This window comes from Methylobacterium sp. Leaf118, from assembly GCF_920984675.1.
Lineage (GTDB): Bacteria > Pseudomonadota > Alphaproteobacteria > Rhizobiales > Beijerinckiaceae > Methylobacterium.
Window position 1 is genome coordinate 1 of record NZ_CAKLBV010000088.1, and the last position, 15,387, is coordinate 15,387.

At 73.4% G+C, this 15,387-nt stretch carries 16 protein-coding genes and 1 pseudogene; 15 read left to right on the top strand and 2 right to left on the bottom strand.

From position 1 onward, the window contains the following. The 15 genes and pseudogenes from LW587_RS22270 to LW587_RS22340 form a co-directional block, all read left to right on the top strand. Positions 1-360 (top strand): annotated as a pseudogene (locus tag LW587_RS22270) (nonribosomal peptide synthetase MxaA); the annotation flags it as partial. Further along, the gene (locus tag LW587_RS22275) at positions 361-1,428 is read left to right on the top strand and encodes a vWA domain-containing protein (RefSeq protein WP_232631772.1); all 1,068 of its coding nucleotides are present in this window, start codon (positions 361-363) and stop codon (positions 1,426-1,428) included. A 103-nt stretch (positions 1,429-1,531) separates the two neighbouring features. Next, entirely contained in the window at positions 1,532-2,161 is a 630-nt protein-coding gene (locus LW587_RS22280; protein WP_232631773.1) for an MxaK protein, read from the top strand. After that, positions 2,158-3,180, top strand: coding sequence for a vWA domain-containing protein (locus LW587_RS22285; RefSeq protein ID WP_232631774.1), 1,023 nt, complete (start codon positions 2,158-2,160; stop codon positions 3,178-3,180). The genes LW587_RS22280 and LW587_RS22285 overlap by 4 nt, the downstream gene beginning before the upstream one ends. A gap of 3 nt (positions 3,181-3,183) precedes the next feature. Then, positions 3,184-3,720, top strand: coding sequence for an SRPBCC family protein (locus LW587_RS22290; RefSeq protein ID WP_232631775.1), 537 nt, complete (start codon positions 3,184-3,186; stop codon positions 3,718-3,720). Then, on the top strand, positions 3,717-4,679 hold the full coding sequence (locus tag LW587_RS22295) for a YncE family protein (RefSeq protein ID WP_232631776.1): 963 nt from the start codon (positions 3,717-3,719) through the stop codon (positions 4,677-4,679). The genes LW587_RS22290 and LW587_RS22295 overlap by 4 nt, the downstream gene beginning before the upstream one ends. Next, positions 4,676-5,161, top strand: a complete 486-nt coding sequence (locus LW587_RS22300; RefSeq protein ID WP_232631777.1) for an MxaH protein — start codon at positions 4,676-4,678, stop codon at positions 5,159-5,161. The genes LW587_RS22295 and LW587_RS22300 overlap by 4 nt, the downstream gene beginning before the upstream one ends. A gap of 68 nt (positions 5,162-5,229) precedes the next feature. Then, positions 5,230-5,895 (top strand): response regulator transcription factor, encoded by a 666-nt coding sequence (locus tag LW587_RS22305; protein ID WP_232631786.1) that lies wholly within the window; start codon positions 5,230-5,232, stop codon positions 5,893-5,895. Between the two features lie 182 nt (positions 5,896-6,077). After that, a complete protein-coding gene (locus tag LW587_RS22310; RefSeq protein WP_232631778.1) occupies positions 6,078-7,511 on the top strand; it encodes an FAD-binding oxidoreductase in 1,434 nt (477 codons plus the stop codon). Between the two features lie 293 nt (positions 7,512-7,804). Beyond that, positions 7,805-8,098 (top strand): hypothetical protein, encoded by a 294-nt coding sequence (locus LW587_RS22315; protein ID WP_232631779.1) that lies wholly within the window; start codon positions 7,805-7,807, stop codon positions 8,096-8,098. 1 nt (position 8,099) lies between these two features. Further along, positions 8,100-8,510, top strand: a complete 411-nt coding sequence (locus LW587_RS22320; protein WP_232631780.1) for a hypothetical protein — start codon at positions 8,100-8,102, stop codon at positions 8,508-8,510. Between the two features lie 56 nt (positions 8,511-8,566). Next, positions 8,567-8,737, top strand: coding sequence for a hypothetical protein (locus LW587_RS22325; RefSeq protein ID WP_232631781.1), 171 nt, complete (start codon positions 8,567-8,569; stop codon positions 8,735-8,737). Further along, positions 8,737-10,194 (top strand): APC family permease, encoded by a 1,458-nt coding sequence (locus LW587_RS22330; protein ID WP_232631782.1) that lies wholly within the window; start codon positions 8,737-8,739, stop codon positions 10,192-10,194. The genes LW587_RS22325 and LW587_RS22330 overlap by 1 nt, the downstream gene beginning before the upstream one ends. Then, positions 10,195-10,899, top strand: a complete 705-nt coding sequence (locus tag LW587_RS22335) for a hypothetical protein (protein WP_232631783.1) — start codon at positions 10,195-10,197, stop codon at positions 10,897-10,899. Further along, positions 10,883-11,146 carry a hypothetical protein gene (locus tag LW587_RS22340; protein ID WP_232631784.1) on the top strand — a complete coding sequence of 88 codons (264 nt, stop codon included), beginning with the start codon at positions 10,883-10,885 and terminating at the stop codon, positions 11,144-11,146. The genes LW587_RS22335 and LW587_RS22340 overlap by 17 nt, the downstream gene beginning before the upstream one ends. Positions 11,147-11,410: 264 nt before the next feature. Here the strand turns inward: LW587_RS22340 and LW587_RS22345 are convergent, their stop codons facing one another. Beyond that, positions 11,411-13,942 carry an HWE histidine kinase domain-containing protein gene (locus LW587_RS22345; RefSeq protein ID WP_232631785.1) on the bottom strand — a complete coding sequence of 844 codons (2,532 nt, stop codon included), beginning with the start codon at positions 13,940-13,942 and terminating at the stop codon, positions 11,411-11,413. 144 nt (positions 13,943-14,086) lie between these two features. Beyond that, positions 14,087-15,337, bottom strand: a complete 1,251-nt coding sequence (locus LW587_RS22350; RefSeq protein WP_442919184.1) for an MFS transporter — start codon at positions 15,335-15,337, stop codon at positions 14,087-14,089. Between the last annotated feature and the right edge of the window lie 50 nt (positions 15,338-15,387).

Below are 15,387 nucleotides of genomic sequence, written 5' to 3' on the forward strand. Positions count from 1 at the left end.
CGCGACCGCGCCTGGGGGCCCTTCGCGCCCCGGCGCGGGCGGCCCTTCGCCCTCGCCCGCAAGACCCTGCGCCGGGCGCGGCGGAACCGGCAGGGGGACGACCTCTACCGCGAGGCGCTGCTGATCCTGCACCGGGCCCTCGACGCCACTGCCGGCCGCCGCGTGCTCGCCGACGATCTCGCGCCGTTTCTCGCGGGCCATCCCGCCTTCCGGGAGCAGGGGGAGACCCTGCACCGCTTCTTCGCCGCCTCGCGGCGCGCCTTCTTCGGCCGGGAGACCGAGGCCGCCGCCGCGTCCCTGCCGCTGCCCGAGATCGAGGGGCTGCTCGCCCGCCTCGTCGCCGCCGAGCGGAGCGCCTGAATGGGCGCCTTCGTCGCCTCCCTCGGCGTCGCCGCAGCCTGGCCGCTCTGGCTGCTGCCGCTGGCGCTGCTGCCGCTCCTGCGCTCGGCCAGCCGGCGCAGCCCGGTCTCCGCCGTCTCGGCCGCGCCCGCCGATCCGCTCTCGGCGGCCCTCGGCGCGGTTCTGACGGCGGCGGGGATGCTGGCGCTCGGCGGGCTGATCCTGGCGCTCGCGGGCCCGTTTCGGGCCGGCGAGACCGTGACCCGCACCGGCATCGGCGCGCAGGTCTCGATGCTGATCGACCGCTCCGGCAGCATGAACGAGACTTTCGCGGGCCGTCAGCCCTCCGGCGCGGAGGAATCGAAGGCCGCCGCCTCGCGGCGCATCCTCGGCGCCTTCGTCGGCGCGCGCGCCCACGATCTCTTCGCCGTCACCGCCTTCTCGACGGCGCCGATGCTCGTCGTACCGATGACGGACCGGCGCGAGGCGGTGCGCGCGGCGATCGCGGCCATCGACCGGCCCGGCCTCGACTACACCAACGTCGCCCGCGGGCTCGGCATGGCCCTGTCGCAGTTCGGGGCCGGCGCGCCGGGCGTGTCGCGGGCCCTGCTCCTCGTCTCCGACGGGGCGGCGGTGATCGATCCGCGCATCCAGGCGCAGCTCCGGGCCGAGTTCGCCAAGGTGCGGCCGAACCTCTACTGGCTGTTCCTGCGCACCAAGGGCTCGCCCTCGATCCACGACAAGCCGGCCGGCGAGGACACGCCCCAGGCGGCGCCCGAGCGCCATCTCGACCTGTTCTTCAAGAGCCTCGGCGTGCCCTACCGCGCCTTCGAGGCGGAGGGCGCCGAGGCCGTCGCCGGCGCGGTGCGCCAGATCGAGGCGCTCGAGCGCGATCCCATCCCCTACACCGAGATCCGCCCGCGCCGGGACCTCACCGCCTATGCCTACGCCGCCGCCGCCCTGGGGCTCCTGGTGCTGGTGCTCGCCAAGCTCGCCGAGGCGGATTTCCTGAGGGGAGCGTCGCGCCCCGGGGACGCGCGGGCGGCGCAGGCCGACCGGGATCCGGCGCCGCGGAGGGCCGCCGCATGATCCGGCCTCCGATCCCCCGCTCCGCCTGCCCGCGCGCGCCCGCTCCCCGCTTGAGGGGGGCGGAGACCCCGGCCCGCGGACGCATCGCCCCCCGGGACGCCGCATGACACCCTTCTCCCTCGCGCGACCGACCGCCCCCTCGTGGCGCGACCGCCTCGCCGCCGGCCTCGGCGGGGCGGGGCGGGGCGCGCGCCCGCACCTCCTCGTCCTGCTGCCGGTCCTGCTCCTGGCCGGAGCCGCCGCCTGCGGCCTCTCGGCCTGGACCGCCCGGCAGGCCAACGCGACCATCGCCGCCCTTGAGGCGGGGCGCGACGTCGCCGTCGCCCCGGATGCCGCCGATGCCCTCCTCGTCGCGCGAACCCGCTTCCTGGCGGCGCGCGACCGGCTGGAGGAGGCCGAGCCGCTCCTGGAGAACCTCGACCGGCGCGGCGCGGCGGAGGGCGCCGCCCGCGCCCGCTACGTCCTGGCCAATGCCCGGGTGCGAAGCGCCTTCGACCTGATCGGGCGGGGCCAGCTCGACAAGGCCGGGCCCCAGGTGACGCTGGCGCGCCAGGATTACCGCCGGGCGCTCCAGGCCCGGCCCGATTTCTGGGATGCCAAGTTCAATTTCGACGTGGCCTCGCGCCTGATCCGCGACTTTCCCGAGTTCGACCGCAAGTTCGGCGACGAGCTGCAGGCCGAACCCAAGCAGATCTGGACCGACATTCCCGGCCAGCCGCGGGGCGGGCCATGAGCCGGGCGACACGTCCGCTTCGGCACCTGCCGATCGCCCGAAACCTGCGCGACCGGCGCTTCCAGGCGCTCGCCGCCGCCCTCGCGCTCGCGCTCGGTGCCGCCCTGGCCGGACCGCTGCCGCTGACCCGCTCGGGAGTCGCGGTGCTGGCGGTGGTGGACATCACCGGCAGCATGAACGTGCGCGACTATACCGTGGACGGCAAACCGGCGAGCCGGCTCGACACCGCCAAGGCGGCCTTGCGCCGGCTCGTGCCGGACCTGCCCTGCGGCTCGCGCCTCGCCCTCGCCTTGTTCACGGAGCGGCGCCCGTTCCTGCTGTTCGCGCCGATCGAGGTCTGCGCCGATTTCGCCCCCCTCGACGGGGCGCTGGACGGCCTCGACTGGCGCATGGCCTGGGAGGGCGACAGCCGCATCGCGGCGGGCCTGCATCGGGCGATCGCCATGGCGGGCGAGCTCGACACCGACCTTCTCTTCCTCACCGACGGGCAGGAAACGCCGCCGCTGCCGTCGACCGGGCTGCCGGCCTTCGAGGGGCGGCCCGGCGCCGTGCGCGGCCTCATCGTCGGGGCGGGCGGCTACGGCCTGTCGCCGATCCCGAAATTCAACGACCGCGGCCGGGAGACCGGGTTCTACGGCGCGACCGACGTGCCGCAGGAGAATCGCTTCGGCCCCCCTCCGGCCGACGCGGAATCGCGCGAGGGCTACAACCCGCGCAACGCCCCCTTCGGGGCCGCCGCCGCCGAGGGCACCGAGCATCTCTCCTCGGTGCGCGAGGCCCATCTCAAGGCGCTCGCAGGCCAGACCGGGCTAACCTACGCCCATCTCGCTGGGCCCGACGGCCTCGCCGGCCCCCTCCTCGCCGCCGCCACCCCGCGCCCGCTGCCCGGGCGATTCGATCCGCGCCCCGTGCTCGGCGGCCTCGCCCTCGCCCTCGCGCTGGCGGCTTTCCTGGCCGGCCTGATCCCGGCGGACGGCCTGCGGGCGCTCCCTCGTTCCTCTCCGAAAAGCAGGATGTAACCCATGCGTCTCTCCCTCCTCGCCCTGCCGCTGGCGCTCGCCGCGACGGCGGCGCTCGCCCACGGCCCGACGCCGCAGAAGGTGAGCCAGTCGATCACGGTCAAGGCGAGCCCCGACGCGGTCTGGACGGTGGCGGGCGACTTCGCCGGCATCGGAAAGTGGCACCCCGCCATCGCCAAGGCCGAGGGCAGCGCGGGCGGCAAGGACGGCGGCACCCGCACCCTCACCCTGAAGAGCGGCGGCACGCTGACCGAGAGCCTCGACGAGTGGAAGCCGGAGGCCCGCTCCTATTCCTACCGCATGTCCGGGGAGCCGGACCTGAAGGCGCTGCCGGTCTCGTCCTACTCCGCCACCCTGACGGTCTCGCCGGAGGGCGACGGCGCCAAGGTCGAGTGGATGGGCCGGTTCTACCGCGGCGACACCGGCAACGAGCCGCCGGACACCCTCAGCGACGAGGCGGGCCGCGAGGCGATGAACCGCTTCTTCTCGGAGGGACTGAAGGGCCTCAAGGCCGCCGCGGAGGGCAAAGCGACGCCATGATCCGCTCCGGCCCCGTCCTCGTAGCGCTCCTCCTCGCCCCGCTCCCGGCCCTCGCCGACCCGCCCGCCCTCGCCGGAACGGTCTGGGTCGCGAGCCAGCAGGGCGCGCGGCTGTCGCGGATCGAGACGGGCGCCGCCGCGGTCGTGGGCGACACCGCCGTGCCGGCCGCCCCCGCCACGGTGGCGGCCGGGGGCGGGCGCCTGTTCCTGAGCCATCCGGACGGGCGCGCGATCACCGTCGCCGAGGCCACCACGGGGCGGGTGCTGCGCAGCCTGCCCTATGCGGGTCAGGTCTTCGGCCTCGCGGCCTCGGCGGACGGCCGCACGGTCTTCGCCACGAACTGGTCGGGCCACCGGGTCGACCGGATCTCGGCCGAGGACGGACGGGTCGAGGGCTCGGCGCCGACGGGCCGCGATCCGGCCCATCTCGTTCTCGACCGGGCCGGGCGCCTGTTCGTCGCCGACCGGGAGAGCGCTCAGGTCAGCGTGATCGACGCCGCCCGGATGGCGCGGATCGCGACGATCCCCGTCGGCACGGCGCCCTTCGCCCTGGCGCTCGACCCCGGGGAGGGCCGCCTCTACGTCGGCAACGTGCGCAGCAACGACCTGACCGTCATCGACACCGCCCGGCTCGCGGCCGTCGCGACGGTGCCGGCGGGCGCCATGCCCTACGGCATCGCCGTGAGCCCGGACGGGGCGCGGGTGCTGGTGACGAACCAGGGGGCCGGGACCGTCACCGTGCTCGACGCGACGACGCTGGCGATCGCGGCGACGGTCGGCGTCGGCCGCTACCCCGAGGGGATCGTGGTCGCGGGCGAGGGCGCGGCGGCGCGGGCCTATGTGGCGAACTGGTTCTCGGACGACGTCACGGTGATCGATCTCGCCCGCCTCGCGGCGGTGGCGCGCCTGCCCGTGGCCGAGGGCCCCCGCAGCCTGGTCCTGGGGGAGGGCGGGCGATGAGGCGCGCCGCCGTCCTGCTGCCGCTGCTGGCGCTCGCCGCCTGCGGCGGCGAGGAGCCCGCCGAGGAGGGGCAATCGGTCGTCGCCCGCACCGCGGAGGGCGCGCTGCCCGGCTGGCTCGTCCCCACCGACGGCACCGATCCGGCCCGCTGGCTCGCGGGCCGCGAGGCCGGGAAGCCGCTGCCCGACGACGCCCCCGAGGTCGCGGCGCTGCGCGCCTCGCTGTCAGCGGCCCGCACCGGCTTCGTGGAGGACCCGCGGATGATCGCCAACCGCACGGTCCAGCTCGGCCAGATGCTCACCGAGATCGGCCGGCCCGAATCCTATCGCAGCCTGATCGACGGCCTCGGCGGCGTCGCCGCGCGGCGGGGCCGTCACAAGAGTCTCTACGGCGAGATGGTCCAGCACTACTACAATGCCCGCGCCCAGGGCGCCGACCATGACGGGGCCCTCGCCCGTCTCGCCGCCCGTGAAGCGCCCTGACGCCCCGAACCGTGACCGTGACCGTGACCCGCACTGCCCTCAAACCCGCTCCCTCCTCCGCCGGACGCATCGCCCCGGAGCCGCGGCGGCCGGACGCGCTCCTCGTCGTCGACGACCACCCGATCGTGCTGAGCGGCCTGCGCCGCCTCGCCGAGGGGGCGGGCTTCCCCGACGTCTTCGAGGCGGGCGACGTCGTCGCGGGCTACCGCCTGTTCCACCGGCATCGGCCGGGCCTCGTCGTGGCCGATCTCAGCTTCGGTGGCAGCGGCCTCTCGGGCCTGTCGCTGATCCGGCGGATCAAGGCGCTGGAGCCGGAGGCGCGCATCCTCGTCTTCAGCATGCATGCCGACCCCGTCGTGGTCGCCCGAGCCCTGGAGGGCGGCGCCCTCGGCTTCGTCCTGAAGGATGCGGGCAGCGCAGCCTTCCTCGAGGCGCTCGCGGCGGTGCGCACGGGCCGCAGCCACCTCCCGCACGCTCTGGCCACCGAGGTCGCCATGCTCAACCGGGGCGCCCGGCCGGCCCCGCTCGCGACGCTGAGCGCGCGCGAATTGCAGATCCTCTCGCTCATGAGCCAGGGCAAGTCCTACGAGGCCATCGCCGGGGCCCTCTCGGTGAGCTACCGCACCATCGTCAATGCCAGCGCGGCCATGCGCAACAAGCTTGGGGTCGGCTCGCGGGCCGGCCTGATCCAGATCGCCGTCGGGCACCGGGCCGGCGGCGGATTTCCGGAGTGAAGCGCTGTTCGCGCGGCGTCGGCCCGCCCGGGCCGAGGCTCGGCCCCCCGGCGTGACAGGATGGCGGGTTCGTCAGGGCACCGTGATCGATGCCTTTGCCGCACCCCGCGGGCCGGCTAGTCTGGCGCGCCCGCCAGGCCGGGCCGATCCTGCCCCTCTCCCCCGCGAGCCGCTCCCATCGTATGTCGGATCCGTCCTCCCTCTCGCTCGCCCCGTTTCGCGACTGCCTCGGCGAGGGCGGGCTCCTCACCGATGCCGACAGCCTCACCCGCTACACCCACGACCAGCGGGCCCTGATGCAGGGCGAGACCCCGGGGGTCCTGCGCCCGCGCTCGACCGCGGAGGTCCAAGAGATCGTCCGCCTCGCCGCCCGCCTCGGCTTCGGCCTCGTGCCCCAGGGCGGCAACACGAGCTATGTGGGCGGCGCCACGCCGGAGCCCGGCCGCGGACAGCTCGTGGTGAGCCTGGAGCGGATGAACCGGGTCCGCGCCGTCGATGCCGGCGGCTTCACCCTGTCCTGCGACGCCGGCACGATCCTCGCCGACGCGCAAGGCGCGGCGGAGGCGCAGGGCTGCCTGCTGCCCCTCAGCCTCGGCGCCGAGGGAAGCTGCCGGCTCGGCGGCAATGTCGGCACCAATGCCGGGGGGCTGCAGGTGCTGCGCTACGGCATGACCCGCGACCTCGTGCTGGGGCTCGAGGTCGTGCTGCCGGACGGATCGCTGTTCTCCGACATGCGGACCCTGCGCAAGAACAATGTCGGCACCGACCTCAAGCAGCTCTTCATCGGGGCCGAAGGCACGCTCGGCATCGTCACGGGGGTGGTGCTCAAGCTCTGGCCGGCGCAGACCCAGCGCGCCACGGCCTGGATCCAGCTCGCCGCCGACGCCCCCATCCCCGAGGTCGCGGCCCTGGTGCGGCGGGAGACCGCCGACCTCGCCTCGACCTTCGAACTCATCTCCGCCGCCTCGCTCGGCCTCGTCGCCGACATGCGCGGCGCCGATCTCGGGCTGAGCGCGGGCCCCGGCGGCGCGGTGCTGCTCGAACTCTCCGCTTCCTCGGCGCGCATCCCCCTGGAGGACGTGCTTCTGGGCACCCTTGAGGCGCTGATGGAGGCCGGCCATGTCGAGGACGCGGTGCTGGCCCAGTCGGAGCGGCAGCGGCGCGAGATGTGGACGATCCGCGAGACCATTCCGGAGGCGGAGAAACATGCCGGCGGGTCGGTGAAGCTCGACATTGCCGTCCCGACCTCCGCCGTCTCCGCCTTCCTGGCGCGGGCGAAGGCCCTCGTCGAGGCCGAGGCCCCGGGCACGCGCCTGTCGTTCTACGGCCATGTCGGCGACGGCAACATCCACTTCAACCTGATGGTGCCCGCGGGCCGCGACCGGATCGCCTATACCGCGGAGGTGGAGGAGGGGGTCGCCCACGCGGTCTACGCCGAGGCGATCGCGCTCGGCGGCAGCTTCAGCGCGGAATACGGCATCGGCCGCTTCAAGCGCGGCCTGCTCGCCCGCTACGGCGACCCGACCCGCCTCGCGCTGATCGAGGCGGTGAAGCGGGCCGTCGATCCGCACGGGCTGATGAATGCGGGCGCGATGATCCCGCCCGCCAGGTCGTGACCGCGCCGCGGGCCCCGGATTCCGCTCACGCGCCATCGCCGGCTGGAAGGACCCCGCTTGCCTCCGCGTCCGGCATCGGGGCCTCGTCCGAGGCGGCGCGCGCGCGATCGAGCAGCACCTCCATCGCGGCATTCAGGTCGCCCGGAGGAGGCCTGCACAATACAGCAAAACCTCCTCACATTTACTGCGTTGCAGCATCGTTTCCCGCTTGACGCCCGCCCAACCAGGCAGGATATTTCCCGGCAAGAAGCGGAAATTCCTTTCAAGAACGGCTCCGCGGGAGGAGACGCGCCATGCAGGACCCCCGGGTCTCCGCCATGTTCGGCCGCGACCGGGCAGCGGCCATCCTGGCCGTCTGCCTCGTCTGGCTGGTCTACGGCTTCACCTTCTGGACCATGCGGGAGGCCTTCGCCGCCTCCGGTCTGACCGGGATGATGATCGGGATCGGCCTCTGCGTGGTCCTGCTCAACACCGCGGCCATCGCCGCGATGATCCGCCATTACGGCGAGGACCGCGCCGCCATCTACGGGATGGACCTCTACTATCTGGATCGCCTGCGGGCGATGCGCCGCAAGGGGGAGGTCTGACATGGACGCGCCCACGCCTCCGGGCCGCCAGCCCTACCGCCCGCCGGTCCAGTCGGTCGCCGGCCAGGTCGTCGATGCCGTGCTGATGCTGGTTCTGGTGGTCATCACCCTCTACCTGCCGCTGCTCCTCAAGCTCGCGGGCGGGGGCACCACCAAGACCGAGTTCCCGAACCCGACCTGGGACAGCCTGGGCCAGAACGCCACCATGGCGGCCCAGTGGGAGAAGCTGGAATTCACCCCCGAGAAGGCCGCCGCCATCATCGGCACGCGCTTCGACTACGCCTTCAACTGGGGCGCGGTGGCGCTCACCGCGCTGGTCATCGTCGGATATTTCGTCTTCCTGTTCGTCTACTCGGACAGACAGTACCGCGAGGTCATCGCCGAGCGGTTCGACGGCACGCCCCCGACCTGACGCCCTCGACCTGACGCCCCTCGCGCATCTCCCCCGCCACATCCGAGGAACCAGCCATGGTGGCCATCATGAATTGGGGCGCCTGGGCGGTCGCGGCCGCCCTCGCCCTCTGGATGGGGTTCGACCTCCTGCGCACCAACCGCGCCTACGACGAGCGCTATCTGCTCTCCTCCGAGGAGGGTGAGATCGTGGATTCGGACGTCGGCGAGACGGCGGCGAGGTCGTGATGACGAGCACCCTTCGACCCACCGCCGAGCCGCTCGCTCCGTCCTCGGCCGCGCCGGGAACGCCGACCGTCGAGTTGGCGCCCGAGAAGTCCAAACGAATCGCGCTGCTGCGGGTGCTGGGGCCGGGCCATGTCTGGGCGCTCGGCGTCGGCATCGTGCTGGTCGGCGAGTTCATGGGCTGGAACTTCGCGGTCGGCAAGGGCGGTCCCGTCGCCGCCCTGGCGGCCTGCTGGCTCGCCGGCATCCTCTATACCTGCGTCGCGATGATCGATTCCGAGATCACCTCGACGGTGGCGGCCGCCGGCGGGCAATACGCCCAGGCCAAGCACATTATCGGGCCGCTCGCCGCGTTCAATGTCGGCCTCTACCTCGTCATGGCCTACACCATGCTCGAGGTCTCGAACGCCATCGTGACGGGCGACCTGATCGAGGCCTTCGCCCACAGCCTGCATCTCGAAGGCACGGTCGACAAGCGCGCCTTCATGGTGCTCACCGTCGTGGCCCTGGCCTTCCTCAACTATCGCGGCGTGCTGGCGACCCTGACGCTGAACCTCGTCATCACCTCCGCCGCCTTCGCGGCCATCGTCGTGCTGTTCCTGGCCGCTCAGCCCTGGGCGCCCGGCGCCGTGCTCCAGCACGAGGGGCTCCTCGTCGGCCTGCCCTACGGCTCGCTGGGCATCCTCGCCGCGATGCATTTCGGCCTGTGGTTCTATCTCGGCATCGAGGGGACGACCCAGGCAGCCGAGGAGGTGCGCTCGCCGGCCCGGGCGCTGCCGCTCGGCACCATGACCGGCATGATGACCCTGCTGATCGCCGCGACGCTCACGTGGTACGTCTCGACCGGCCTGATGCCCTGGGAATATCTCGGGCAGGCGGTGACGCCGCTCTACGACGCGGCCCGGCTCACGGGCAGCCGCTGGCTGGAGCTGTTCCTGTTCCTCGGGACGCTCTTCGCCACCGTCGCTTCGGCCAATGGCTGCATCAACGACGCCTCGCGGGCGTGGTTCGCCATGGGCCGCGACCGCTACATGCCGGTCTGGTTCGGAGCCGTGCACCCGACCTACCGCACTCCCTACCGGGCGATCGTGTTCTTCGTGCCGATCGCGATCCTGTTCGCGGTCTCGACGCCGCTCGACCAGACGATCACCCTGTCGATCCTGTCGGGGCTGCTCGGCTACACCTTGATGGCGATCTCGATCGTGCTGTTCCGGCGCAAATGGCCGCTCGGCACGATCCAGCGGGGCTATGTCCACCCGCTCCACCCGCTGCCGGCGATCCTGCTGCTGGTCCTGTGCACCGTCACCTATCTCGCGGTGTATCTCGGCTACGGCACGCAGCTCCTGGCCATGATGGCCTTCTACATCACGGCCTCCGCCTGGTTCGTCCTGCACCGCTACAAGTATGTCCGCCGGGGCGACCAGTTCACGATGCCCTGGCCGAAGCCGAGAGGGTACTGAGTGGCTCTCGACGGGGTGATGCTCGGAGCGCTGGCCGGCCTGATCGCGCTGGCGGCGGCCGCCCTCTGCCTGCGGCAGGGCCGGCGCGCGGCAGCCTGGCGGGCTGGGCTCCTCGCGGAATGCGCGGCGCTCCTCGAGGCGCCGCGCCTCGGGCGCGACCGGGCCGGGTTCGCCACCCTCGAGGGCACCTGCGCGGGCCTTCCCGTCTCCGTCCGGCTGATCCCCGAGGCGCTGGTGCATCGCCGCCTGCCGCAGCTCTGGCTCTCGGTGACCCTGCGGGTGCCGCGGGCAGGCAACGCGACCCTCGACGTGCTGCGCCGGCCCGCGGGCGCCGAGTTCTACGCCCCCGCCGACCTGCCGCTGCGCCTGGAGCCCCCCGCCGGCTGGCCCGCCGACACCCTGGTGCGCGGCACCCCCGGAGCCGCGGCCCTGCTGCGGGCCCTGCAGGACGAGACCGCGCGGATCCTGGGCGATCCGCGGGTGAAGGAGGTGCTGGCGACGCCTCGCATCCTGCGCCTCGTGATCCAGGCGGGGGAGGGCGGCCGCGGCGCCTACCTGCTCCTGCGCGCCAGCCGCTTCGCCCTCGAGCGCGTCGACCCCGCGCGCCTCGACGGCGCGCTCCGGGACGGCCTGCGCCTCGCCCGCCGCCTGTCGCCGCCGGCTCCGGAGACCGCCGAGGAGAGCCCCCATGCGCGCGCCGCCTGACCCGCGCCACGTCCTGCTCGCGGCTGCCCTGCTGCCCGGCATGGGCCATGTCTGGACCGGCCGGGCGGCCCGCGGCCTCGGCTTCGCCCTGTTCGCCCTGGTCGGCGGATGGCTCACCGCGAAGTTCGCCGCGCCGGACGTCAGCGTCGTCGGGCGCCATGCCGGCGGCGTCTTCGTCTGGGCGCTGTCGCTGCCCGACGCCTATCGCGGCGCCCGCCTCGACCGCACCCGGTTCGAGCGGGGGTAACGGGATTTCGAGGGCTCAACCCTCCGGCGGGCGTCGGGCAGCGCCCGACGTCTTCCGGGGCTCCGCCCCGGCTCCGCGAAGAGCTTGGCGAAGGGCTTGGCGAAGGGCTTGGCGAAGGGCTTGCCCTTCGAACCCCTGATCCGGGCTCCGCTTGATCAAAGCGGAGCCCGGATCGGGCAAGCCCGCGCGGCGTTTGAGCGAAGCCCAAATCCCCCATCCCGAAGGGATCAACCGGATTTGGTATGACTCGAGGGCTCGCCTCCTTCAGCCGAAGGCGGCCCGCAGGGCCTCGGCGTCGTAGGGCTTGCGCACCACCGGCACGGCGCCGAGATCGGGTGGAATCCGGAAGCTCTCGCCGTAGCCGGTGGCGAAGACGTAGGGGATGCCGAGTTCCGTCAGCCGCCGCGCCACCGTGACGCTGGTCTCGGAGCCCAGATTCACGTCGAGGATCGCCCGATCGGGCGGCGCGGCCTCGATCAGGCGCAGGGCCTCCCGGGTGGTCCCGGCCAGATCCACCGCCTCGGCGCCGAGGGCGATCAGAACCTCCTCGGCTTCGAGGGCGATGATCATGTTGTCCTCGACCACGAGCACGGTGCCCTCGAACCGGGCCGGCGCCGGCGCGACCGCCGGGGCGGGCGCCCGGGGCGGAGCGGGCGGGGCGGCCCGGACCAGGGCCGGCGGGATCGTGAAGCGGGCCTCGACCCCGGAAAGCTCGTAGCGGATCTCCGCTTCGCCCTTCAGCTCGTAGGGGATCGAGCGCTCGATCAGGGTCGTGCCGAAGCCGCGCCGGGTCGGCGCCCGCACCGGCGGCCCGCCGCTCTCGCACCAGCGGATCACGAGGTAGTCGAGGGCGTCGCGCGCCCAGGAGACGTCGACCCGGCCGTGCAATCCGCTGAGCGCCCCGTACTTGGCCGAGTTCGTCATCAGTTCGTGGATCACGAGGGCCAGGGTCGAGAAGGCCTGCGGCTCCAGGAGCACGTCGGTCCCCGCGAGCACGACCCGGTCGGCCTTCGCGCCGAGATAGGCGCCGGCCTCCAGGAGGAGGAGATCGCGCAAGCTGCCCGGCCCCCAATTCGTCGTCGTGATCTGGTCGTGGGCGCGGGCGAGCGCCTGGATGCGCGCGCCCACCACCTCGGCGAATTCCTCCGCGGTGCCGCTGCCGACCCGGCTCTGGGTGACGACGCCGCGGATCAGGTTGAGGATGTTGCGGACCCGGTGGTTGAGCTCGGCGATGAGCAGCTCCTGGCGCTCCTGCGCGCCCTTGCGCTCCTTCTCGGCGGAATCGGTCAGGCGCAGGATCACTTCGAGCAGCGTCACCCGCAGGGCCTCGGCGGTGCGCAGCTCGACCTCCGTGAAGGGGAGGGAGCGCCCGTGCACGACCTCGCGCCACGCCTCGAAGCTCTTGCGCGGGGTCAGGCGCACGCCGTTCGGGCCGGGGATCGCCGGCTTCTCGGGGTTGCCCGCCCAGGTCACCGTGCGGGAGACCTCGCGGCGGAAGAACACGAGGAAGTCCCGCGGCGTGCGCGAGACCGGCACGGCCAGCATCCCGGCGGCCCGCTCGGTGAAGTCGCGCCCCGGCTCGTGCACCCGGCCGATCTCGTCGGTGGCGTAGGCGCGGCTCGCCGCCGTGCGGTTGAGGAAGCGCACGAGGCCGGTGAATTCCTCCCGGGTCGGCGTGGCGCCCTGGAGCGTGATCTCGCCGTTCACCCACAGGCCGATCCCGTCGCAGGGAACGATGACGGCCAGTTCGTCGAGGAACTCGGCGAGACCCTCCAGGCTGGTGCCGCCGGAGGCCAGCGCCCCCATGAGCCGGTTGTGGATCGCGCGCGAGCGCGCCTCCTGCGCCGCCTCGACCTCGCGCTCGCGGCTCTCCAGGATCCACGAGAACATCTGCCCGAACAGCTCGGCCCCGGTGCGCCGCTCCAGGGAGATGTGGCGCGGCTCCATGTGGTGGCAGGCGAACAGGCCCCAGAGCCGGCCGTTGCGCAGCACCGACACCGAGAGCGAGGCGGCGACCCCCATGTTGCGCAGGTATTCGAGATGGATCGGCGAGACCGCGCGCAGCGTCGACAGCGACAGGTCGAGGGGCTCGCCGTCGGGATCGCGGGCGGGCCGCACCGGGATGCCGGGGGATTCCACGTCGGCGATGATGCGCAGCCAGCTGCGCTCGTAGAGGGCGCGCGCCTGTTTCGGGATGTCGGAGGCCGGGTAATGCAGGCCGAGATAGCGGTCGAGCCCGGAGCGCACGGATTCGGCGATCACCGCGCCCGATCCGTCGGCGGCGAAACGATAGAGCATCACCCGGTCGAACCCGATCAGCGCCCGCATCTGGCGGGTCGCCTCCCGGCAGAGTGGCTCGAAATCCTTGGTCTGGCGCAGGCGCGAGACCATGTTGCGCACGAGGTTGCCCGCGCTGAGATGCTCGGGCGCGCTCGGCTCCGCCTCGATGACGACGCTGGCCCCCGACATGTGGAGCGCCACGTCGAACAATGCCCCGCCCGGCAGCAGCCGGACGCCGAACACCCGGTCGACCGCGTCCGGCCCGCGGAGCGTCTGGAGATGCCCGCGCAGCAGGTGGACCGCCTCGCCGTCGATGACCGAGAGGAGCGGGGTGCCGAGCATCGACGCGACGGAGCGGCCGAGCCAGTCCGGGGCGTTGTCGCTGACCCGGGTGACGATCCAGTCGGGCGAGACCGCCATCAGGAAGCCGAACGGCTGGACGGCGCCCAGCACGTGGATGGGCTCCCGATCGCAGGAGGTCAGGTCGACCGTCGGGACGTGGGGGCCGGCAGGCATCTGGGGCATCTGCTCGCGGAGGGTGAGGGACGCGGATCGCGCGGCCGCCGCGTTCCGTCCTTCGCGCGTTTTGCCGGCCGTCACAAGTCGCTCGTGCGCAATCTTTCGCGCTGCCGAGCAACGGCCCCGTCGCGGACGGCCCCGTCAGCCCCCGGTTCCGTCGCGCCGCGGCGGCGCGATTCCGCGGCCGATCCGCGCCGCGGCGAGCCCGGTGACGACCAGCAAAGCGGCCACCGCCGCCAAGGCGTGGTCGAAGCGCCCGGTCGCGTCCCGGATCCAGCCCATCAGCGAGGGGCCGAAGAAGCCGCCGAGCCCCCCCACCGCGTTGACGAGGGCGATGCCGCCCGCCGCCGCGCGCCCGCTCAGGAGCACGGTCGGCAGGGTCCAGAAGGTCGGCAGGGCCGCGAACACGCCGAGCGAGGCCAGACTCAGGCACAGGACGGCGAAGACCGGCCCCTCCGCCCGGCTCGCCGCGGCCAGGGCCAGCCCGGCGAAGACCGTCGGCAGGGCGACGTGCCACGCCCGCTCCCCCGTGGCGTCGGAATGGCGCGTCCAGGGCACCATCCCGGCGGCGGCCAGGAGGTAGGGCAGGGCGCTGACGAGGCTGGTGGCCAGGGGGTCGAGGCCGAAGCCCGAGACGATCTGCGGCAGCCACAGGCCGATGGCGTAAAGGCCGGTGCTGAGCCCGAAATAGACGCCCGCGAGCCCGAGCAGGCGGGGTTGGAGCAGCGCCTCGGCGAGGGATGGTACCGGACCGGGCGCCGGCGCCGGGGCGTCGGCGGCGATCCGGGCGACCAGCGCCCCGCGCTCGTCCGGCGTCAGCCACGGGGCCTCGGCCGGGCGGTCGGTGAGGACGACGAGGGTGCAGAGCCCGAGGACGAGGCTCGGGGCCGCCTCGATCAGGTAGAGCCATTGCCAGCCCGCGAGCCCATAGGCCCCGTCGGTCGCGGTGAGGATCAGGCCCGAGAGCGGCGCGCCGACGGCCGCCGAGAGCGGCACCGCCACCATGAAGATGCCGACGATCCGGGCCCGCTCCGCGGCCGGGAACCAGAGGGTGAGGTAGAGGATGATGCCGGGGAAGAAGCCGGCCTCGGCAAGCCCGAGCGCGAAGCGCACGAGATAGAACGAGACCTCGCCGGTCACGAAGGCGGTGGCGCCCGAGACGAGCGCCCAGGTCACCATGATCCGCGCGATCCAGACCCGGGCCCCGACCCGCGCCAGGATCAGGTTGCTCGGCACCTCGAAGGCGAAGTAGCCGAGGAAGAACAGGCCCGCCCCGAATCCGTAGGCGGAGGCCGACAGGCCGAGGTCGCGGTTCATGGTGAGCGCGGCGAAGCTCACATTGACCCGGTCGAGATAGGCGCAGAAGTAGCAGAGCATCAGGAACGGCAGCAGGCGCCGCGCCGCCTTGCGCGCCGCCGCGGCGGCCGGGCCCGCCCCGGTCG